This is a genomic window from Bacillus sp. FJAT-45350, assembly GCF_002335805.1.
In the GTDB taxonomy this organism is placed as follows: Bacteria; Bacillota; Bacilli; order Bacillales; family NISU01; genus FJAT-45350.
The window spans coordinates 1,234,416-1,254,207 of the sequence record NZ_NISU01000001.1 but is presented as its reverse complement, the minus strand read 5'-3'; the positions used below and the strand labels follow the sequence as shown (position 1 = coordinate 1,254,207).

General features: G+C 33.7%; 24 protein-coding genes and 1 riboswitch. Of the genes, 12 read left to right on the top strand and 12 right to left on the bottom strand.

Annotation, left to right across the window (positions count from 1 at the left end):
* The first annotated feature begins 215 nt into the window (after positions 1–215).
* Both CD003_RS06330 and CD003_RS06325 read left to right on the top strand, forming a co-directional pair.
* Positions 216–1,378, top strand: a protein-coding gene (locus CD003_RS06330) for an IS3 family transposase (RefSeq protein WP_096199207.1) whose coding sequence is annotated in 2 segments (ribosomal slippage) — positions 216–492 and positions 492–1,378 — 1,164 coding nt in all. Because the reading frame shifts where the segments join, the coding sequence is not laid out codon by codon here.
* A 60-nt stretch (positions 1,379–1,438) separates the two neighbouring features.
* A complete protein-coding gene (locus CD003_RS06325) occupies positions 1,439–1,846 on the top strand; it encodes a hypothetical protein (RefSeq protein WP_096200257.1) in 408 nt (135 codons plus the stop codon).
* Between the two features lie 67 nt (positions 1,847–1,913).
* On the opposite strand, the gene CD003_RS06320 is transcribed toward CD003_RS06325, so the two are convergent.
* Complete coding sequence (locus tag CD003_RS06320) at positions 1,914–2,096, bottom strand: aspartyl-phosphate phosphatase Spo0E family protein (RefSeq protein WP_096200255.1); 183 nt, start codon at positions 2,094–2,096, stop codon at positions 1,914–1,916.
* 456 nt (positions 2,097–2,552) lie between these two features.
* Here CD003_RS06320 and CD003_RS06315 point away from each other — a divergent pair, with 456 nt between their 5' ends.
* From CD003_RS06315 to CD003_RS06300, 4 genes are all read left to right on the top strand, one after another.
* Positions 2,553–3,047 (top strand): L,D-transpeptidase family protein, encoded by a 495-nt coding sequence (locus tag CD003_RS06315; protein ID WP_096202271.1) that lies wholly within the window; start codon positions 2,553–2,555, stop codon positions 3,045–3,047.
* 342 nt (positions 3,048–3,389) lie between these two features.
* Entirely contained in the window at positions 3,390–4,439 is a 1,050-nt protein-coding gene (locus CD003_RS06310; RefSeq protein WP_218838248.1) for a serine hydrolase domain-containing protein, read from the top strand.
* 363 nt (positions 4,440–4,802) lie between these two features.
* A complete protein-coding gene (locus CD003_RS06305) occupies positions 4,803–5,015 on the top strand; it encodes a DUF1761 domain-containing protein (protein ID WP_096200251.1) in 213 nt (70 codons plus the stop codon).
* A gap of 61 nt (positions 5,016–5,076) precedes the next feature.
* Positions 5,077–6,188, top strand: a protein-coding gene (locus CD003_RS06300) for an IS3 family transposase (protein WP_096200054.1) whose coding sequence is annotated in 2 segments (ribosomal slippage) — positions 5,077–5,326 and positions 5,326–6,188 — 1,113 coding nt in all. Because the reading frame shifts where the segments join, the coding sequence is not laid out codon by codon here.
* 523 nt (positions 6,189–6,711) lie between these two features.
* On the opposite strand, the gene CD003_RS21775 is transcribed toward CD003_RS06300, so the two are convergent.
* Positions 6,712–6,879 (bottom strand): hypothetical protein, encoded by a 168-nt coding sequence (locus tag CD003_RS21775; protein WP_179295457.1) that lies wholly within the window; start codon positions 6,877–6,879, stop codon positions 6,712–6,714.
* A gap of 220 nt (positions 6,880–7,099) precedes the next feature.
* Between CD003_RS21775 and CD003_RS06295 the strand changes: the two genes are divergently transcribed.
* Both CD003_RS06295 and CD003_RS06290 read left to right on the top strand, forming a co-directional pair.
* A complete protein-coding gene (locus CD003_RS06295; protein WP_096200249.1) occupies positions 7,100–7,408 on the top strand; it encodes an ArsR/SmtB family transcription factor in 309 nt (102 codons plus the stop codon).
* Positions 7,409–7,471: 63 nt separating this feature from the next.
* Complete coding sequence (locus CD003_RS06290) at positions 7,472–7,867, top strand: ArsI/CadI family heavy metal resistance metalloenzyme (RefSeq protein WP_096200247.1); 396 nt, start codon at positions 7,472–7,474, stop codon at positions 7,865–7,867.
* Between the two features lie 150 nt (positions 7,868–8,017).
* On the opposite strand, the gene CD003_RS06285 is transcribed toward CD003_RS06290, so the two are convergent.
* Genes CD003_RS06285 through CD003_RS06275 form a run of 3 tightly spaced genes read right to left on the bottom strand, consistent with a single transcriptional unit; the run spans position 8,018 to position 9,648 of the window.
* Positions 8,018–8,629: an FMN-binding negative transcriptional regulator gene (locus CD003_RS06285; RefSeq protein ID WP_096200246.1), complete on the bottom strand. Its 612-nt coding sequence runs from the start codon at positions 8,627–8,629 to the stop codon at positions 8,018–8,020.
* Between the two features lie 22 nt (positions 8,630–8,651).
* Positions 8,652–9,170, bottom strand: coding sequence for a GNAT family N-acetyltransferase (locus CD003_RS06280; protein WP_096200245.1), 519 nt, complete (start codon positions 9,168–9,170; stop codon positions 8,652–8,654).
* A 25-nt stretch (positions 9,171–9,195) separates the two neighbouring features.
* The gene (locus tag CD003_RS06275) at positions 9,196–9,648 is read right to left on the bottom strand and encodes a MarR family winged helix-turn-helix transcriptional regulator (RefSeq protein WP_096200244.1); all 453 of its coding nucleotides are present in this window, start codon (positions 9,646–9,648) and stop codon (positions 9,196–9,198) included.
* A 162-nt stretch (positions 9,649–9,810) separates the two neighbouring features.
* On the opposite strand from CD003_RS06275, the gene CD003_RS06270 reads away from it, so the two are divergent.
* On the top strand, positions 9,811–10,242 hold the full coding sequence (locus CD003_RS06270) for a GNAT family N-acetyltransferase (RefSeq protein ID WP_096200242.1): 432 nt from the start codon (positions 9,811–9,813) through the stop codon (positions 10,240–10,242).
* 286 nt (positions 10,243–10,528) lie between these two features.
* Entirely contained in the window at positions 10,529–10,684 is a 156-nt protein-coding gene (locus CD003_RS21770; protein WP_179295456.1) for a hypothetical protein, read from the top strand.
* 122 nt (positions 10,685–10,806) lie between these two features.
* Here CD003_RS21770 and CD003_RS06265 read toward each other — a convergent pair whose 3' ends face one another.
* The 3 genes from CD003_RS06265 to CD003_RS06255 all read right to left on the bottom strand — a co-directional run bounded on the left by CD003_RS06265 (position 10,807) and on the right by CD003_RS06255 (position 14,497).
* Positions 10,807–12,066, bottom strand: a complete 1,260-nt coding sequence (locus CD003_RS06265) for an ATP-binding protein (protein WP_096200240.1) — start codon at positions 12,064–12,066, stop codon at positions 10,807–10,809.
* Positions 12,067–12,285: 219 nt separating this feature from the next.
* Entirely contained in the window at positions 12,286–13,257 is a 972-nt protein-coding gene (locus tag CD003_RS06260) for an NAD(P)H-dependent flavin oxidoreductase (RefSeq protein ID WP_096200238.1), read from the bottom strand.
* A 259-nt stretch (positions 13,258–13,516) separates the two neighbouring features.
* Positions 13,517–14,497: a glycerophosphodiester phosphodiesterase family protein gene (locus CD003_RS06255; protein ID WP_257008217.1), complete on the bottom strand. Its 981-nt coding sequence runs from the start codon at positions 14,495–14,497 to the stop codon at positions 13,517–13,519.
* A 127-nt stretch (positions 14,498–14,624) separates the two neighbouring features.
* Here CD003_RS06255 and CD003_RS06250 point away from each other — a divergent pair, with 127 nt between their 5' ends.
* Positions 14,625–15,317 (top strand): FHA domain-containing protein, encoded by a 693-nt coding sequence (locus tag CD003_RS06250; protein WP_096200237.1) that lies wholly within the window; start codon positions 14,625–14,627, stop codon positions 15,315–15,317.
* 496 nt (positions 15,318–15,813) lie between these two features.
* Here CD003_RS06250 and CD003_RS06245 read toward each other — a convergent pair whose 3' ends face one another.
* Positions 15,814–16,209 carry a hypothetical protein gene (locus CD003_RS06245; RefSeq protein WP_096200235.1) on the bottom strand — a complete coding sequence of 132 codons (396 nt, stop codon included), beginning with the start codon at positions 16,207–16,209 and terminating at the stop codon, positions 15,814–15,816.
* 135 nt (positions 16,210–16,344) lie between these two features.
* Positions 16,345–17,382, bottom strand: a complete 1,038-nt coding sequence (locus tag CD003_RS06240) for an alpha/beta fold hydrolase (protein ID WP_257008216.1) — start codon at positions 17,380–17,382, stop codon at positions 16,345–16,347.
* A 282-nt stretch (positions 17,383–17,664) separates the two neighbouring features.
* Positions 17,665–17,748, top strand: a riboswitch (cyclic di-GMP riboswitch).
* A gap of 38 nt (positions 17,749–17,786) precedes the next feature.
* On the opposite strand from CD003_RS06240, the gene CD003_RS06235 reads away from it, so the two are divergent.
* On the top strand, positions 17,787–18,809 hold the full coding sequence (locus tag CD003_RS06235; RefSeq protein WP_096200232.1) for a hypothetical protein: 1,023 nt from the start codon (positions 17,787–17,789) through the stop codon (positions 18,807–18,809).
* Positions 18,810–18,883: 74 nt separating this feature from the next.
* Here CD003_RS06235 and CD003_RS06230 read toward each other — a convergent pair whose 3' ends face one another.
* The gene (locus CD003_RS06230; RefSeq protein ID WP_096200230.1) at positions 18,884–19,282 is read right to left on the bottom strand and encodes a VOC family protein; all 399 of its coding nucleotides are present in this window, start codon (positions 19,280–19,282) and stop codon (positions 18,884–18,886) included.
* 100 nt (positions 19,283–19,382) lie between these two features.
* Positions 19,383–19,754 (bottom strand): iron chaperone, encoded by a 372-nt coding sequence (locus CD003_RS06225; RefSeq protein WP_096200229.1) that lies wholly within the window; start codon positions 19,752–19,754, stop codon positions 19,383–19,385.
* Positions 19,755–19,792: the final 38 nt, after the last annotated feature.

The window sequence follows — 19,792 nt, the reverse complement described above, 5'->3', positions numbered from 1 at the left end:
TAATAAAACTTAGTTTATTTTATTTCAAAATTATCAAAGAACTATGAGGTTTAATGTTAAAATTAGGGAGAGAAAACAGTTTTATAATAACATTAGATTCTAGAAAGGGTGGTATTTTGATTAAAAGAATTAGACTAACCTAAATTATTGGGACACTATAAAACACCTTCGAAATGGTACACTTAAAAAAAGTACTATTCGGAGGTGTTTTTTGCATGGGCAAAAACGTATATTCAAATGAAGTGAAATGGGCAGTTGTTAAAGATAAGATGAGTGGGCAATTCACAAATAGAGAAATCATGGAGAAGTATGGAGTTAAAAATGTCTCTCAAATTAAAACATGGATGAAATGGTATCGTGAAAATCAGGTTCATAGATTCGATCAGCCGATAGGCAAACAGTATTCGTATGGTCATGGGCCTGACAATCAAAATGATGAAGAAAGAAAAGAACGACAAATGATGCATTTAAAACAAGAGAATGAAATCTTAAAAAAGTATTTGGAGATCGAAAAGGAGTTGAAAAAGAAATAGTCCTCCAACTAGTAGATACATTACGCAAAAAATATACTGTTTCAGCCATCTTATTAGCTTTAAATGTTCCAAGAGCTACTTATTACCGCTGGGCTTCTTCACAATCAATCAAATTGTCCGTGGAGGAGGAAACGATTATTTCCCTTTGCGAAGAAACGAAATATCGCTATGGGCATCGTAAAATTAAAGAGCTGTTAAAGCGTAAGTACCATATAAAGTTAAACCGTAATACAGTTCAACGGATCATGCAGAAGTATCACTTGCAATGCAGAGTAAAGCAGAAGAGGAAGTGGAAATCTCAAGGAGAATCTGTGATTGTGGCTCCGAACTTATTACAACGAGAGTTTTATGCAATCAAACCTAACCAAAAATGGGTAACCGATATTACCTACATTCAATATGGTCCAAACACTCTGTATTTATCAACAATAATGGATTTATTTAATAACCAAATCGTCGCTTACAAGATCTATACTCACCAACAAATCCCTTTAGTTGTCGATACATTGAATGAAGCATTACAAAAAAGAGGAAACCCAAAAGGGGTTATCATTCATTCAGATCAAGGAACTGTCTATACTTCCTATGCTTATCAAAACCTAATAAAAGAGAAGAATTTAGTGAGTAGTATGTCACGTAGGGGAAACTGTTGGGACAATGCAGTAATAGAATCTTTTCACTCTAACCTAAAATCAGAGGAATTTCAGTATGTTAAATTTAATTCGTTATCTTTAGAAGAAGTTAAAGAGCGTGTAGACGAATTTATGAGGTATTATAATGAAGAGCGTATCCAAGAGAAGTTAGGCTACCACACACCAAAAGAATTTGGTAATATGGCAGCCTAAGAAGGTGTTTTATTACTGTCTCAAATGACTAGGTCAGTCTAAATATTAGGGTTTTTATTTGTGTTGGCTTGCTTAACAGCATGTGGTAATGGAGATGAAAATGAGATAACGTATTTCGATGCTATATCTGAAAATTGGAAAGCTGAAATGGCTGTTACATTGCCTCCGCCTCCTGAAAATAATTTTGAGTTAGAAATAATATATGCCTATACAGGAAAAGAAAACAACACTAATCAAAAAGTTCAATACAACCATATTTTAGAGTGGAATAATAGCGAACATGCTTCAATTTCTTCCGAGGGAGATTTCTTACCAAACATAGAAAAACCAATGAATATGGTGCTTTATGATACACGCATCCTCGGTGGTTATGAAATAGGTCAAAAGTGGATAACTGAGGTTACTTGGGTAGAAGATGGAAATGTAAAAAAAGAAAAATTAGTCTTTGAAATTCAGGATGACAAGTAAATATTCTCTATGATTTATTGTTATTGAAGTTAACGTCGCAACTGTAAAAAGATTCAAAAACATATTGCTAAACTTTGACCTTAAGTGATTTGATTCTATCATATTTATTTAAATACTCATCCAACTGCCGACTATACTTAATAGTTTCTGGGTGAGTTAATCCCTTTTTCATTCCGGTAGAGATCATTCTATTACGTAAAGAGTGTATCGTATTTTCCAATTTAATTATTACAACTTTTTGATTAGTCATAGAATATCTCCTATTCGCTTAATAACAATAAAAAATAACACAAGTTACATATTAACCAAAAATAGCCATTAAATAAAGAGTTTTTTAGTAACTTATTTACTTTTGTTGTATTTTTTTTAATGTTAGGGGTACTTTTGGGTATTAAAGCAACAAGTCCTTGAATGAAATAACTTAACTTATCGATGCTACTACTCCTTTTTTGTACAAAAAGGAAAGGAAATGAAAGGAAAAAATTAAAAAGGGGAGTGATTTTCATTTGAAAGATAAAATATGTATAAATAACGTTGAAGATGAAGTATATATAGGAAAACGAGGATAATTAATAAAAGGTTTCAAACCGAGGCATTATTTGAACAATTGAATGGGAGGTTGAATTGTGAGTAAACCCTTTTGGATTCCAATAATAGCTTCATTTGGAACGATGAAAATACTGTTTATATAGTGGAGGTGTTTATCCTGATTCATATTGTTAAACCTGGTGAAACTTTGACTCAGATATCAATTGATTATCGTACACCCCTATCAGAAATAATTCTTGCTAATCCATCTATTAACCCAAATCTCATTTATCCTACTCAATCAATTGTCATTCCAGGCTTTCCCTCACCTAATACCATTCCATACCAAATTATTGTGTCAGTTAATATGCGTCACCTAAAATTACTAAAAGATGGTGTAGAACAAAAACAATATCCCATTGCCGTTGGAAGAATACTCCATGAAACACCAATAGGAAATTTTATTATTATTAACAAAGCACCCAACCCTGGAGGGCCATTTGGTACAATGTGGATGAGTTTATCTAAACAACACTATGGCATTCATGGAACAAATGATCCTAGTTCGATCGGTAAAGCTGTTTCACGTGGTTGTATCCGAATGTATAATAGAGATGTAGAGGAATTAGCAAGTATTGTTCCAATCGGAACTTCAGTTATCATACATCCATAATATTTGATAAAAGGTACAATTTCTAAGATTTTTTATCAAGTTTATCCAATCAACTTCTTTGTCTAAGATTAACAATCTTAGTCTCTTTTTTCCCAAAATTCAGCCCACTTTGCTGCAGTTTGTTTTAGCTTATTTACGAACAACACTCTATTCATTCGTATAAAGTACTTCATGGCATTCAAAGAGGATTTCATTTCATTGCTTTAAGCTAGCGTTGTCAAGACCAATCTTACTATAATGGAGGTGTTAGAAATAGGAATTACGTCAGATCAAATTCAAATTAAGTTGCTACAAGAGCACTTGGAACAGCTAATTAGCACTAAAGGCGTCAGGCATGCAATTATGGCTGTGGAGAGCAGGGACGGTTCATTTAGCTGGAGCGGCGCTAAAGGTATTGCCGACCCTGATGGAACACCTATGGAAGTCGATACGCCCTTTTGGATTGCCAGTGTAACAAAAATGTACATTGCTTCAACCATACTCAAACTACACGAATCAGATATGCTGAACATTGATGACTTAGTTATCAAGCACCTCCCTGAAGATCTGCTAAAAGGGGTACATGTCATAAATGGCCTAGATTATTATGACCAGTTAACAATAAGACACCTACTAAGCCATTCTTCTGGAATTCCAGACTATCTCGAGGTAAAGAAAAAAGGTGAGAAAACTTTAATTGATAAGGTAATGGAAGAAAACGACATGTCCTGGTCTATTGAAGACTCACTTCAAATTGTACGAAAGGTGAATGCTCCCCTTTTTCCGCCTGAAACCTTAAGTACTAAGAAATACCGAATACGTTATTCAGATACCAACTTTCAACTGCTAATTGCCATCATTGAAACAGTAACGAATAAATCCATAGAAGATGCTTTTAGAGAAATGCTTTTTGAGCCATTGAATTTAGTAAACACATTTCATCCAGGTACGAAACCACTTGAATCGGTAGGACCAGTTGCAACGGTTTGGATGCAAGACACACCATTTGACAACAAACCACAGGCGATGCGAGCTTTCGGCGACCTTAATAGCACAGTTAAAGATTTAATCGAGTTTATGAGGGCTCTACTGAATGGTAAAGTGTTTGATAAACCAGAAACGTTAGATTTAATGCTTGGTCAGTGGCAAACATTTGGATTTTCCATCAGTCCGATAGCACCTGGCTGGCCCATACAGTATGGACTTGGGATGATGAAATTCAAAATGCCTCGATTTTTTTCGACGCTCTTCCCAATGCCAGAATTAATAGGACATACAGGTGTTGTTGGCTCGTGGCTATTTTATTGTAAAAAACTAGACCTCATTTTTGCTGGAACTGTAAGTCAGGTGACTGCAGCGCCTGTCCCATTTAAAATTTTACCAAAACTTATTCGCAAGCTTGATAAAGTTTGAGATTGATACTTATTATCTAAAAATGGTAGATAAACTAAAAAAGCCTGTATCTTAGATTACCAAGTAATCATGATAACAGGCTTTTACTATTCTTTTTCTGTCTATAACAAAACAGGTCAAATGTCTAATAGCAAAATTTAATCCTTCACAAGTTTCATTTCCTCTCTATTACTTTTTTTTTTTTCAATTTAACTCGTTTAGTACAATAAGCACTTGCTCTTTATAAGAAAGATTTCAGAAAAGAACTGACTTAACCAGATTCTCATTTCATTACTTTAGTGGTAAAATATTTTTCATGGATAGTAGCAATATTAGATATGAATAGAACATTTTAAAAAAACTTAAAGGAAAGTAGGAATTAAAGTGATATTACCAATCATAATTGGAGTAATTTTATACATGGTTATTGGGATGATATATTATTCGCCTTTATTATTCGGAAATCGTTGGGTAGAATTGTTGGATATTAAACCTGAACAACCTAAATTTGGACTCCTGACGATAGTAACGGTCCTAACCACAGTCCTTTTATATAGTGTACTTCACCTAACTCAAGCAGTGGATAGGCTACACTAAGTTGGACAGGTTTGTTAAGGTGCTATACACTTGAGTCAAATTACTCGAAGGAGACGAGACTATGACAAAACGTAAGCGCCGATCATTTACGAAAGAATTCAAAGAACAAATCGTCCAATTATATGCTTCTGGTAAACCTCGTTCGGAAATTATTAAAGAATACGAATTGACGGCTTCTTCCTTTGACAAATGGGTTCAACAAAACCAGGCAAGTGGTTCCTTTGAAGAAAAGGACAATCGAACGCCAGAACAAGAAGAACTACTTCGACTTCGAAAAGAAAACCAACGCCTCGCTATGGAAAATGACATTTTAAAGCAAGCCGCGCTGATCATGGGACGAAAGTAGATGTGATCCGTAATAACCTTCACAAATACTCGGTATCAGCAATGTGTAACGTCCTACAACTTCCTCGAAGTACGTATTATTATGAAGCAAAGAAACGAGAGAACCCTGACGAAGAGGTAACGAAGCTCATCGTTGACCTTTTCAATAGAAGCCGCCAAATTTATGGACAACGTAAATTAAAGAAAGAACTAGAAAAGCAAGGGTTGCAAGTCTCTCGTCGGCGTATTAGTCGGATTATGAAGGAACAAGGACTGGTATCCAAATACACAGTGGCTCAGTTTAAACCATCGAAAACAAAGTGTAATGAATCTCCTATCGGCAATGCCTTAAATCGAGAATTTAACCAAGAAAAAGAACTCAAAGTCGTAGTGAGTGACTTGACTTACGTTCGAGTTCAGCAAAAGTGGCATTACATCTGTATTTTAGTAGATTTATATAACCGTGAAATTATTGGATATAGTGCTGGTCCTCAAAAAGACGCAGCCTTAGTTCAGCGTGCCTTCGCAAAAGTTCCATACAACCTTCATCGTCTTGAATTATTTCACACGGATCGGGGCAGTGAATTTAAGAACAAACTTATTGATGAAGCACTAAAAACCTTTGGAATTGAACGTTCTTTAAGCAACAAAGGAACCCCCTATGACAACGCTGTAGCGGAGGCAACCTTTAAAGTTATTAAAACTGAGTTTGTGAATGGTAGAGTATTCTCTAACCAACCCGAACTTGACCTTGAACTTTTTGATTATGTTCATTGGTATAACCATGTTCGTATCCATGGTTCACTAGATTATGTTACACCTATCGAATTCAAGTCAGTACACCTTTAATTATTTGTCCAGTTTAGTGTTGACATACCACAGAAACATTTCTAGAAGGTACTTTGGTAGGTGGAATGGTAGGGATTATAGTAGCACTTGCATATGCAAAAGACTTTATTTTTGGACTCGGTACAAACACTAAGAATACTTTAGCTCTATACATAATTAGTGTAGGCTATCATGTAATTGCCCTTTCCATAATAGGTACAGTAATGATGTTTTTTAGTAGCTAGAGTTTTGACGTTATATTAAAAAAGCAGGTTCTATAAACAACTTGACGGACACAGGAGACCTTATTTTACTAATTAGTTCTATTCTTTCGATCTATTGGACTTGAAGTACGCTATTTCATGAAAATCTACTAAACTCGGTCCTATTGTAAGTATATAACGAATCTAATGTCCGTTACCCCTTTTAATATACCTCTTTGTTCACAAATAACGGCTCTCTTGTCCGATTGAGTTTTGTAAATATAAATCAACACCCACTTCTTAAACCAACAGTCCCTAACTATTGCTTCCGTTAGATGAATTTATTTTTTATTTTTCAGTTGTCTGACCTCATTTTCAAGCTTATCAACTTTTTGTTGAAGTTCTCTCTTAGGTTCTGAAATTCTCCTACCTATAATCGTTATAAACCCAACAAGGGCTATAATCCCCCCAGCAAAGGCTATAATAAAAAATAGTATAATATCAAACATGTTAAACCACTCCTAATAAAAACTTTGTTACTTAATACATACGAAAATGTACAATAAAAGTTTCACTCTTCTTCAACTCTTCTGTCTCGTGTACAGATAGCAATAGCCTCTATTTAGCTATCTACGCATCAATTTTTTTTGATGTGATACTTGCAGAACATAAAAAAATATCGTATAGTTTATACATCAAGAAATTTTGATATATAAAGGGATGAAATAAATGCAAACCATTGATGCGAATGAAGATACATTTGAACGTTATGCAAATGCTTTTAAAGCTTTGTCTGACCCAAAACGATTAAAACTAATGAATGAATTATGTACTCGTGGGCAAGTTTGTGTATGTGATCTTTGCGATATTATGGAGCTGCCCCAATCTAAACTATCTTATCATTTAAAAATATTAATGGATGTCGATCTTATTAAACAAGAAAAGAAAGGGAAATGGAATTATTATGAGCTAAATCAAATTCAGGTTAATCATTTATTGTCACCCGAATTGTGTTGTCTCTTTCGCCCTACTTGTTAGTTATTTTTTTGATGAACGCATCAAAAAAAGTTGATATATAAATATATAGGAGGAATTAGAAGAATGAATATTCATATTGGTTTAAATGTCACGAACTTAGCAGAGTCAATTTCCTTTTATTCGAAGCTCTTTGGTTCAACACCTGTAAAGGTAAAACAAGATTATGCAAAATTTTTATTAGAAGATCCAGGTTTAAATTTCACTTTGCGACCAGTAGAACGTGTGGAGGGAAATCATATCAATCATTTTGGCTTTCAAGTTGCTAGCACCGAAGAATTAAAAAAGCAAAAAGATAGACTTGATATGCAGGGGTTCTTCTCACGAGATGAGAACGATACTACGTGCTGCTATGCGAGACAGGATAAGTTTTGGATTACTGACCCAGATGGACATGAATGGGAATTTTTCTTTACGAAAGAAGATACGGAAGTTGACACCATTAAAACCTGTTGCATTTAATACGTTTATGAGTAATAAACAAATAAAACGAACTGATTCTTTTTCGAATTAGTTCGTTTTTTACTATACCTTTTTGAATTAACCTGAATTCTTCAACAACAGTAGGAACTGCCATTGCAACAGTCCCTACACTAAAGCTCCATTAAACAATTACTTTTTAAAATTTGCCTTCATTAATGAGGAAATTTGTTGTTCATCTGAATTTGAAATTTGTTCTAGCTGTTTAATAACTAGCTCTTGTCGCTGTAATGAATGGTTTTGACTTAATTTAGCTGTTCCTTCTACCTTATTAATTTTTATTTTGAAACTTTGTACGCCTTTGTTCATACCTGCGAGAAGCTCAGCATCTACATCCTGCATTGTGTATGAACTATCAGAAGTTTCATATTTAAATACCATTTCTTGTAAAGAATGCATTAACTCATTTTCGTCCTCTAAAAGTTCGACTTCACCATAAACATGAACTGACACGTAATTCCATGTCGGTACTGCTTGATTCGTCTCATACCAAGATGGAGAGATATAACAATGAGGACCATGGAAAACAGCTAAAACCGTTTGGTTTTCAATATCTTTCCACTGGGGGTTTGGACGAGCTAAGTGTCCATATAAGTATGTATTCTCCTTATTCAAAATTAATGGTAAATGAGTTGCAAATGGCATTCCATTGTGCTCAGAAAAAAGGGTTGCGAAACTATGTTCTTTAATAATGTCGTAAATCATTGCTTCATCTGCAATTTTAAATTGTGAAGGAATATACATTATAATCCACCTCTCAAAAAAGTTATGTAAGTGTTTTAGTCATAATAAAGTCTATTTGTTCTTCGTCACCCATATAAAAAGAGCGAGCTCCAGTTTGAGCAAACCCCATTTTCTTATAAAAAGCAATTGCATTTTCATTTTTTTCCCATACGCCTAGCCAGATTTTCTTTTTATTTCGTTTCATTGCAATTTTAATTGCTACATTTAGCAGATATTTACCCAGCCCATGTTTTTGATGTCTGCTCTTTATATAAACTCTCTCAATTTCAAGTGCTTCCTCACCCATTTCCTCAGACTGAGCATCATTAATATTGAGTTTTATATATCCAGCGATTTCATTATTTACATAAACAAAAAAGAATTCCGATGAGATATTGGACAATTCCTTTTCTAACTGTTTTAAGTTAAATGCTCTTTCTATATAAGCTTTCATACTTTCAGCTGTATTCTGTTCTTTAAAAGTATCATTGAATGTTTCAACACTAATTTCTTGGAGTATCTGTAAATCTTCAAGGTTACACTCTTTTATTTTTACAGTCATGATAATGCCTAGCTCCTTTCTAGCATCAATAATCTCTTTTGTTACCCTTTTTTACAAACTCCCAGTCTTTTTCCGTATTTTTCCTTACTCTTTGAAGCAGGTTGAAAAGGTTTTCTACTTCTCTTTCAGAGAATCCCTCTAAAGCGACACTGTTTGAATAATCATTTTCTCTTTTAATAAAAGGATAAACTTTTTTCGCTTTTTCTGTTGGAAAGAGTTTTTTTATTTTTTTGTTATGTTTATCTTCTTTCTTTTCAATAAAGCCATTTATTTCAAGCTTTTTTATCGCACGAGCTGCTGTTGTTCGGTCTACTTTTGTCATCTCAGCTAACTTTTCTTGAATGATACCTGGATTTTCATATATTCGGACAAGATACAAATACTGCCCTTTTGTAAGGTCATATTCTTTAAATTCAATATTACTTATCGAATCTAATGCCCTAGCTATCATCCCAATTTCACGAAGAATATCCTTCATACTTACCTCCCCTCCCTAGTGCATTTATTGTTGCAAATACAACAAAAATATCATATATTAAATTTAGCTCATTTTTGTTGCATTTGCAATAAAATTAACCCAAAACAATAATCATTTAATTGTAACTGATTAGAAAATAATTTCAGAAAGGTCTGAAGGCAAATGGCGTTAAAGAAAATTACAAATGAAAATGATCTACAAAAAGCCTTTCATATTAGAAAAGAGGTATTCGTAAAAGAACAAGAGGTACCGCTTGAAGATGAATTTGATGAGTTTGATACAGTTAATGAAAAATGTGAACACATCTTAATGTATTACAACGATGAACCTGTTGGTACAGGAAGACTACGTTTTGTCAATGGAGTAGGTAAAATAGAACGAATCTGTATCTTAAAATCTTATCGCAAAATGGGTTTTGGCAAAAATATCATAAAGGCATTAGAAAATATAGCAAAAGAAAAAGAAGTGTTTAAAGTTAAATTGCACGGGCAAACACAAGCAGAGGGATTTTATAAGAATCTAGGCTATAAAACTTCTTCGGATATCTTTATGGAAGATGGTATACCACATGTGTTGATGGTAAAAGAATTATAATGAACAGTATAAATAACCAAATTAAAATCGATTCGTAAACACGTAAAGGAAGCGATTTTTCTATTCTATATTTTGCTTAACGTAGGAAATCCACATTTTTTCCTGACGCTATTCAAAGCTGTACGGTCTACGTTCGCTCCAGTAGAGGCCACTAATCACACTTTTTTAGTGACCTCCTCCAGTACTTCTTGATCTCTTGCTCATTAATAGGTAAATAAACCTATATCTATTAATCTATATTGCCTATATAGTTATGAAGTTAGCCCTAGGCTGTACGGGAGGGGTAATGTTTAAAATAGGTGATACTGTATTTCATGAAGGTAGAGAGTATAAAATTCTTTGGATATACAGCAATGGTGGCTGTGAATTAGTTGAAAGCAGCTTATTTAGTGCTCATAAAACGATTCTTGTTCATATTGATAAGCTCGTTAAAAAAGCATAACAACATGTAGCTTTTTAGATTGTCATTTATTAGTAACTATTAAAATAAAAAAGAAATGTGTTTAACCCTAGGGCTAACATCTAGTTAAGTCCCTCAACATTTCTTTTTTATTTTTTTTTAGATTACGCCGCTTTTTCAACAATAGGTAAACGAATGTAAAAGTTTGTTCCTTCTTTTAATTTACTTGTGACATTTAATTTTCCATTCATTGTTTCAATGATATTCATAGAAACCATCATTCCAAGTCCTGTCCCTTCTCTTCCCTTTGTCGTGAAGTAAGGTTCACCGATTCGTTCTAGTTGCTCTTTCGTCATTCCTTTACCAGTATCGGCAATTAGCAATAATAGTTCACCATTTTCTTCTTTAGCCTCTATACTTAGAGTGCCGTTATGTGGCATTGCTTCGATACAGTTTTTTGTAATGTTAACTAAGCATTGTTGGAAGAATTGCTCTTCACCTTTTATAAATAAATCATCAATCTTTGTTGTTATTTCAACACCGTTCATATTAGCCAAGGGCGTTATCAGTTGAATTGTCCTATGTAGTTCTTTACGGATACTAAGTGTTTGAATATTTTCTGGAGAGGGCTTAGCAAATGTTAAATAATCTCGAATAATATCATTAGCCCTATCAATTTCATCTATTGAAATTTTCATATACTCTTTACTTTTATCTTCTGGCAAGTCAAACTGCTCCATCATTTGTAGAAAACCTCTGACAGTCGTTAATGGATTTCTCACTTCATGTGATACTGAAGAAGCAAGGTGGCTAACAACCTCCATTTTCTCTGCTTTAATAACTCTTTTATTAATCAGCACACTATCACGAAAAACCTCATGTAAATATATTACTAAAACAGTCGTACACAATGTTATTGATAAATACCAAAAAATAAATAAAGAAGAAAAGGCAGCATTGAAAATAAAGGTAGAATTTAAGATCGCTACTAAAGAAGCAAATACTGAAAGTGAGCTACCAATTACTATTTTTTTCTTCCTGGAAGAGTTCTGAAATTTATTGGTTAGAAGAATGAGCAAAGTCGATAGTATTGTTATAACGATTACAGTAGCATAAGCACCGCTCCCTCCCAGGAAAAATCGATAAACCAATGCACCACCAGTTAAAAAAAGGATCAATGATATGCCACCATATAATCCTCCAAATGTTATGGCAACAAAACGCAAGTCAAAAAAGTAACCATCCATAATTGGAATGGGAAAAGACATACATGTAATAATCGCTAATAAGGCAGAAATACATACTATGAATCTCTTATTTCTTTTGATAAAACTATTTCCATTTAATTCTAAAATAAGTGGGATAAATAATAGGAAAACAATTAGAAAAAGAACATTCAATAATAATTGTTCAAACCCATACAAAGCAATTGCCTCCTTAAAACGCTTTAGTTATATATAGTAGTACTGTATTAAACTATACTTTCTCAATACTACCATAATAAACCAATATATTCTTCAATTCTTTTGTGTGTTTGAGTTCGACTAAAAGATATTACTTCGCCTCGATTCGGCTAGTTTAAATTTTTTCAATGCTCTCCGAAGTAACCATTTTCTTTTCAGTTATGAAACCTATCTAGATGTCTATTTTTCAATAATATTATTGATACGGCTTGATCCTTTTTCTACCGTCATTATCATCTCATCAAATAACTCCTGTACTGTTGGAACATCCTTGATAAGGCCAATTACCTGACCAGCCCATCCGAAGCCTTCTACTTCATTTCCATCGTAGATATAGTTAAGATTCGCTTTACCACTAATGACATCTTTCAAATCTTCGTAGGTTGCTCCTTCTTGTTCACGTTCGATAATACTCATTGCAAAATCACTTTTAAGGACACGTCCTGGAGCGCCTAATGTTTTCTTAATAATCACTGTATCCGTCTCTTTTGCATTAACAATTGCCTGTTTATATTTCTCATTTGCTTGAATACACTCCTTCGTTGCAATAAAGCGAGTCCCCATCTCAATTCCTTCTGCACCAAGTGAAAGTGCTGCGAGTAATCCACGTCCATCCCCAATACCTCCGCTAGCTAATACAGGAATTGATACAGAATCTACGACACGAGGAATAAGCACCATTGTACCAATATCATCCCGCCCTAAATGTCCGCCACCTTCCTGTCCAACCGCCATCACAGCGTCAGCACCTAGTTCTTCTGCTTTTATTGCTTGTCTAACCCCTGCTACAAGGACAAGCGTACGAATGGTTTCTCCTTTTATTCGCTCAAATACAGGTTGTGGGTTCGCTCCCGTTAAAGAGATAGCCGGTACCTTTTCCTCAATTGCAACTTCAAGCAATTCCCGATATTTTCCTCCGTTGTCGTGCTTTGCAATCGCAAAGTTTACACCAAACGGATGATTAGTGAGGGTACGCACTTTCCGAATTTCCTCACGTAGTTTTTCAGGTGTGCCTAGTGTTGCTGCAGTAATTTGTCCAAGTCCACCAGCATTAGAAACAGCAGCTGCCAGTTCTGCATAAGCTAAGTAAGCAAGTCCTCCTTGAACAATTGGGTATTTGATCCCGAAAATCTCAGTTACTCGTGTTTTCATATACTTCCCACTCCCTTTTAAATGTTCTATCTACTAAACATTTACCACCCATGGTCAAATATCCTGCAATAGGTTGTTATTATAGAATCAGTTCCACTACCGCTTAGTTGAAATTATTTGGTGTTCAGTGAAATCAAAATTATTTACCTTTAATCAAGTTATTCAAGTGGCCATAAAAAAATTTGATAATTATAGAAAATAAGAAAAGCGATGCTCTTATTACTCATGCATCGCCTACTTACTATTGATATATGCTTACTTAGTCTTGCGCCTGAATGAGTGGGGCAATAATATCAATACGGTTTGTCCATATTCCACCAGTATATCCTTTAGGTAACCGCTCCAAATCTTGTACTTGATCAAACCCTTCTGACCATCCTCCATTACCAGCAACAAGAATAACTCTTGTATCAACACTCTCCATTCTATTTAAAAATTTATTTGGATAACCCCATAAATAAGTAAAATATGTTTCTGGTATGTGTAGTTGCGTGTTTTCACAGGATGAAGGAACATATCCTGTCCAACCGACTGCTAAATATGGTATTAAACAACTTTTCATTGTTTCTTTAGACATAACCCGCATATTAGGTAAAGTTTCTTTGAAAGTAGCAATAGGCTTGTCTCCACCATAAACAGAAAGACTCTCTATTCTACTATCAGTATATTTTGAGAGGTATAAAGCTAACTGGCTTCCTTCTTCTGCATCATTACTTTTAATGTGTATAAGAAAAGAGTTGTTTGGGAATTCCTCCAATACTTCATCAAGTGTAGGCATTAACCCAACTCCCATACCACGAAAAGGATAGGATTTCCCGTTATCAGCTGTATAACCGTAACCTACATCTAGTTGTTTTAAATCTTCCATTGTATGCTCTCGTGTAGTCCCTTCTCCATCTGTTCTACAATCTAGTGTCCAATCATGAAAAATGGCAAATTCCCCATCTTTAGTAGGGTGAATATCAATTTCTACAATGTCTGCACCTGCGTCAAATGCTGCTTTAATTGAGGAAATGGTATTCTCAAGATAATGATGTTCTGGTTCGAAAATTCTTTCTGCTGTACAAGTATCACCCGTAATACCAACCATATCAAATGTCTGTCCCAATCCTCTGTGTGCTAAAAGCATAGGCTCTCCGTTACGATCCTTTGTAAACATTGAACTATTATTAACAAATATGAATAAAGCTAGTAATAGAATTATAAATACGGCTCTTTTTGCTATTTTTTTATATTTCACTTTAATATACTCCCCTTTTTTTATAATACGATTAGTAGTATATTAAATGGTAGATTTCTTCTCAATAGCTAAAGAATAATATGTAAATAACAAAAAAGTGATAATACTTCAGTAAAAGGAGAAGATTATGAATTCCTTTATAATTATTGAACAAGGTACACCTTATGAAAAAGGAGCTTTTATTTCGATAGAATGCCCTAGAATGATCGTTGGTCGAAAGGTTATGAATGCCACTCCTGATATTGCTTTCGACAATATCTTTGTATCTAGAAATCACTTAGAAATTTACTCTAAAGATGGATTCTTTTTCATCAGAGACCTATATAGTAAACATGGAACGACAATTAATAATAAACAAATCAACCCCAATGAAGAAATCCAGCTAAAACACTTAGACAAGATTTCTATAGCTACTGGCTTGATTAAATTTTCCTTTTCTACATATAACATAGAACAGACTGCAGATTTTACGGGATGTATCAAGAACGAAACACTCCCTACGAATATAAATTTACACTCGCAAAAACACGAATTAATATTGGATAACTACACATATAAGTTTTCTGAAAAAGAATATAAATGCATAGAACTCCTGGTTAATAATAGGGATATTTTCGTAACTACTGATGAAATTAAAGCATATGTCTGGAATGAGAGGAAAGATACTAACCACTATATACCAGATGTTAGTATTGAAGAAATAAATACGTTAATATATCGCATCCGCAAAAAAACTAAAGATATCTTTACTATAGAGAATACTAGAGGTAAGGGGTTTAGTCTATCGCTCATCCATACAAGAAAACTGATTACAAATTAGACCCCCTACACCCTAGCATTGTTATTTAATAAACTGGACCCTAGTTAAAAAATCCTTACTACCAGAAATCTGATAATAAGAATTTTTTTATTCATCGCTTCTTCTCCCTTCTAAAAGAAGTTCCTTAGCTATTGTGTCGATGCAATGATTTAATAATTACCAAATACTAAAATACATTTTCATAAGCAAGTCTCCTTGTATAATTTTATACCTCAAGCATAACATCATATTTTATACAACTGGTGGGTTAATTTCTGATAGAAAAACATTATGAGCAACATTCGCAAAGCTGAATTTGTTCATAGCAATAGGCGAAATCACAGCTTTTAAAGTGCATTGATAAGTGATTTTCTTGTCGCTTACATTGTCAATCATAAAAAATCCTTACTTCCAGCAACCTGAGAGTAAGGATTTTTTGGACCCGGCTAAAAAAGTGAAAACTCCATAGCTTCGTTGTTCTATAGCATCGAAACACGCTTTTAATAACCAGTATTAATTATTTTGATATTCCTTCTAATACTTCCATTCCTTTTTTCTTCATATCTTGATAACGATTCTTAAAGAAGTTCATTACCTCATTACTATCTTTCAATAAACCTTTTACAATCTGGTCCACTTCTGTATTTGAAATCTTGTAGCTATCAATAATTAAATACATTTTCTTATCGAAAGAAAGTCTAATAGCAAATTCAGATCTTTCATTGTTTTTATTTTCTACAAATTCAAGAATAACTTCATCACAATCACAACTTGGATTCATGCAATACTGATCGTAAACGAAAAACGCAACTTCATTTCCTTTATTAATTGTAAAATCTTTTCCAAGGTTGCCAAATACATCAGAATACTTAATCGTACTTCCATTTGTTACATCAATCGGCTTTAGTATCATTTTATCAAATCCTTATAATTTATGTTTTTAAGATATAAAACCCTATTCAATAGAGCTTTCTCTAGTAGCGTATCATTAAAAACAACATAGTATCAATAATAACTACCTCTGTTATAAGAAATTAAATTTCTTATACTAACTTATTAAGTGTTTTAATTCTTCAATAATAATTTGTTCTATTTGTTTTGTATCATCAGGATGAAATACGTGAGATGATTTTTCAGCCCAAATAATTCTTGGTTCATATTCTGTTTTGATATTCTTTACAAATGAAATTAAAGGTTCTGAGTGTACATGTACATCTTTTTTACCATGAATAAAAGTAGTTGGTACTCTTAAACATAAAATATCTTTTTGAATATTAATAGATGGGATATTCCTAATAAATTCGTCAGTATAAATTAGTTTAAATCCTCTATAAAAAGTGTTTACTATATCCCCAAAACTATAGTCTTTAGATAAAAACATATCTGAGGCAATCTTAAATAATCCGGGAGTTTTAACGTGTTCATCAGAATAAATCATAGTTTTATATTTCATTTGCCATTTCCTTATTACCCCCCATTGCTTGAAGCTCTCTATATAAGGAGGTTTGCCAACAGCTTTAAGCTCTTTTAAAGCTTTTAAATCTTTTCTTCTTTCAGCCTCCTCTTTCAGCCATTTCAAGCTCAATCTATCGTTTTCTGTCCAATCAATAATCTGTGACAAGCCTATATATGAATAGAACTTCTCTGGGTATTGGTTAATTAAGTACATTCCTATCAATGATCCAAAAGAGTGACCCGCAAGATATATCTTCTTTTTCTTATATTTCATCATCAAGTAATCTATTATTTCATTTGCATCGCTAATAAATTGGTTAAAGTTCATTGTTTCTTGAGGAATGTTTTTGTTATAAGACTTTCCTGTCCCTCTCTGATCCCAAAATACAACTGTATAATGTTCCACAAGTTTTTTCGTATTCGATACAATTGTATAGTCTTTCCCTCTTGATGAGATACCAGGGAATGGCAAGGATGGTCCACCGTGTAAAAATAATAGGATAGGATTTCCTTTATTTAAAGATTGAATTAATACTTTCTGCTTCACGCCTCCTACTACTAATTCTTCAATTTCATCAATTCCAGTTGAGGGAATTTGGAAATCAGGCTTCTTATTAAATAGTTCAAACAATAAGATCATACCTCTTCTCTTCTATTAAAGTATCAGGACAACTAAGATTCCCTAATTTATTATAGATCTTATATGTGAAATTATGGTAGAAAATTTTTTATCAAAATTATAATCAGTTATGACTTTTAGTCACTTTACAACAGGAAATTAACGGAATATAATACAAAATATAAGACTATTTACTTATCGGTTAATCTAAGACTAAATAAGGATACTATTTTTCTTATAAATTAACTTTTATTTGAATAGTTGGGTTATTTTGAGTAAGTAATGTAACCGACCCTTTTCTAGGGGAGCTATGAAGCATAGTCTTTATCTGGACACTTGGACTATGTCGAGCTAGTAGTGTAACCGACCCTCTTATTTTAATGCTATAAGAATATTATTTAAGAGGAGAAATGAAAATGAATAAGAAAAAAGTTGTTACAGTGTTGTTAACAGGTTCTTTAGTATTGGGGTTAAATTCTGGGGTATTAGCAAAAGGACCAACTAAAGCACCAGCTGCTGGATCAAATCCTGTTATTCAAGAGGACGGGAGAAATACAAATGGCATTGAAACAGCACAAATTACTACATTTGGCTCTATTTCTGGTTACTTTGGTACATCACAGGTTGTATCTGGTGAAGTAGTTATTGATGGTGCTCGTGATGATTTAGCTAATTTGTACATTACAGTAGGTGGCCAAAAAGCTGATTTAGTTTGGGCAATTCCAGGCCAACCAAAAACTTACGGATTTACTGCAACTGTCGACCTAGATAGTCATGCACTAACAAACATTGAAGTTAAAACGGAAACTAAGTTTCATAATGGTCAAAAGGCTGGACTAACTCATAGCAATAACAGTTCAACAGTTGATGTTGACGTTTGGGCTGTTATTACTGAATACTCAATTGATTTAGGTACTGAAGATGGGGCACCAAACTTTGTCTGGAATGAAGAAACAGCAACATATTCACTTTCATTTAAAGTAATTAAAACGTTAAGTAATGGTGAAACAGAGGATGAAGTAGTAACTTTAACAGGATTAACTCCTGGTGGAACTGTATCCTATTCTACTGATGATTTAAGTGACGATAATTACTTCGGTAACGCGTATACACTACTAAATAACACGCCTGTACCTGCTTCACCTACTGTACCAGTTGTAGATGTAGTAGTATCAAGTATTAGCAATATCTCACTTACTCTTGACCCACAAGGTCCAAATCAATTTAAAGTTGTCGCAGATTATACAATTCATTATTCTGATGGTTCATCTGTAACTGTTAGTAAGGAAACTTTACCTGGAGGAAACATCTCAAATCCTACGACACAAAACCAAAATTCTGAAACAAGAGAATATAACATTGGTGGTACCCCACATGATGTTACTGTAACATATTCATCTTCTACAAATACATTTAGCGCTTCAGCTGTAAAAAAATAATAATACGAAAGGAACCTTTTAATGATGTATCAATAAAAGGTTCTTTTTTATGGAAATGCAATTATTTTTCCAATTTAATCAATAAGGTTTAGTTGCCATGAAACTCCGAAACGGTCATTTATCCAACCAAACTTTTTGCTGAAACCATAATCATTCAATGGCATAAGTGCCTGTCCACCTTCAACTAGCTTGTGATAGAGTTGCTCAATTTCGTCGTCCGTATCACAAGTAACATAAATTGAGAAAGAAGGTGTAAAGGAGAACTCGTGTTTAATATAACTGTCAATGCACATAAACTCTTTCCCTTTTAAAGTAAAAGTAGCTTGCATTACTGTTCCTTCTTCACCAGGTTCATTTGCTCCATATCTAACTATACTTGTAATCTTTGAGTCCTCAATTATTGATGTATAAAATTTCATTGCCTCTTCTGCATTACCTTCTTGAAACATTAAAAATGTTTTTACATCTTTCATAAAAAATCCTCTCCATTCATTATAATATGTATAATTATTTTCTTTTCCCTTCCTCAACTCTACTAGCAATAGCACCCTAAGAGAAGCTATACGGCCATCTTTAACTCCGCCAAAAAGTTGAACAGTCTGCTTTATCTTGAATATTAAATTCAATCATTTTCTCAAGCAACCCGTAATTTACCGGCTCATTCCAAGGAATTCGAAACAAGCCTTTGGTAGCACTGTAACCAGCATCTTCAATGTCATTGGCAAAGTGAGCAATTCCTACTTCTTCGGGTGAAACGCTCAAATGATGCTTCGCTGTGGAAAAGCCAATGATATACGTGCCATGATCAGAAAACATAGGCGTATTCCACTTGATTTGTGGTTCCAAGTTGGGGAACTTATTAACAATCCATGCCAAAATTTCTTCTGTTCGGTCGCGATGATCAGGGTTATCGATGCCCGTTAAATATTTTGTGAAAACCTCCATGTTCCTTTTTCCTCCTAAGATAAAAATAATTTCGTACA

Coding starts and splice junctions, on each gene's coding strand:
- CD003_RS06235 (WP_096200232.1), top strand. CDS start 17,787: ATGAATAAGAAAAAAGTTGTTACAGTGTTGTTAACAGGTTCTTTAGTA.
- CD003_RS06230 (WP_096200230.1), bottom strand. CDS start 19,282: ATGAAAGATGTAAAAACATTTTTAATGTTTCAAGAAGGTAATGCAGAA.
- CD003_RS06320 (WP_096200255.1), bottom strand. CDS start 2,096: ATGACTAATCAAAAAGTTGTAATAATTAAATTGGAAAATACGATACAC.
- CD003_RS06225 (WP_096200229.1), bottom strand. CDS start 19,754: ATGGAGGTTTTCACAAAATATTTAACGGGCATCGATAACCCTGATCAT.
- CD003_RS06245 (WP_096200235.1), bottom strand. CDS start 16,209: ATGATACTAAAGCCGATTGATGTAACAAATGGAAGTACGATTAAGTAT.
- CD003_RS06295 (WP_096200249.1), top strand. CDS start 7,100: ATGCAAACCATTGATGCGAATGAAGATACATTTGAACGTTATGCAAAT.
- CD003_RS06275 (WP_096200244.1), bottom strand. CDS start 9,648: ATGAAGGATATTCTTCGTGAAATTGGGATGATAGCTAGGGCATTAGAT.
- CD003_RS06280 (WP_096200245.1), bottom strand. CDS start 9,170: ATGACTGTAAAAATAAAAGAGTGTAACCTTGAAGATTTACAGATACTC.
- CD003_RS06290 (WP_096200247.1), top strand. CDS start 7,472: ATGAATATTCATATTGGTTTAAATGTCACGAACTTAGCAGAGTCAATT.
- CD003_RS21770 (WP_179295456.1), top strand. CDS start 10,529: ATGTTTAAAATAGGTGATACTGTATTTCATGAAGGTAGAGAGTATAAA.
- CD003_RS06270 (WP_096200242.1), top strand. CDS start 9,811: ATGGCGTTAAAGAAAATTACAAATGAAAATGATCTACAAAAAGCCTTT.
- CD003_RS06285 (WP_096200246.1), bottom strand. CDS start 8,629: ATGTATATTCCTTCACAATTTAAAATTGCAGATGAAGCAATGATTTAC.
- CD003_RS06250 (WP_096200237.1), top strand. CDS start 14,625: ATGAATTCCTTTATAATTATTGAACAAGGTACACCTTATGAAAAAGGA.
- CD003_RS06310 (WP_218838248.1), top strand. CDS start 3,390: ATGGCTGTGGAGAGCAGGGACGGTTCATTTAGCTGGAGCGGCGCTAAA.
- CD003_RS06260 (WP_096200238.1), bottom strand. CDS start 13,257: ATGAAAACACGAGTAACTGAGATTTTCGGGATCAAATACCCAATTGTT.
- CD003_RS21775 (WP_179295457.1), bottom strand. CDS start 6,879: ATGTTTGATATTATACTATTTTTTATTATAGCCTTTGCTGGGGGGATT.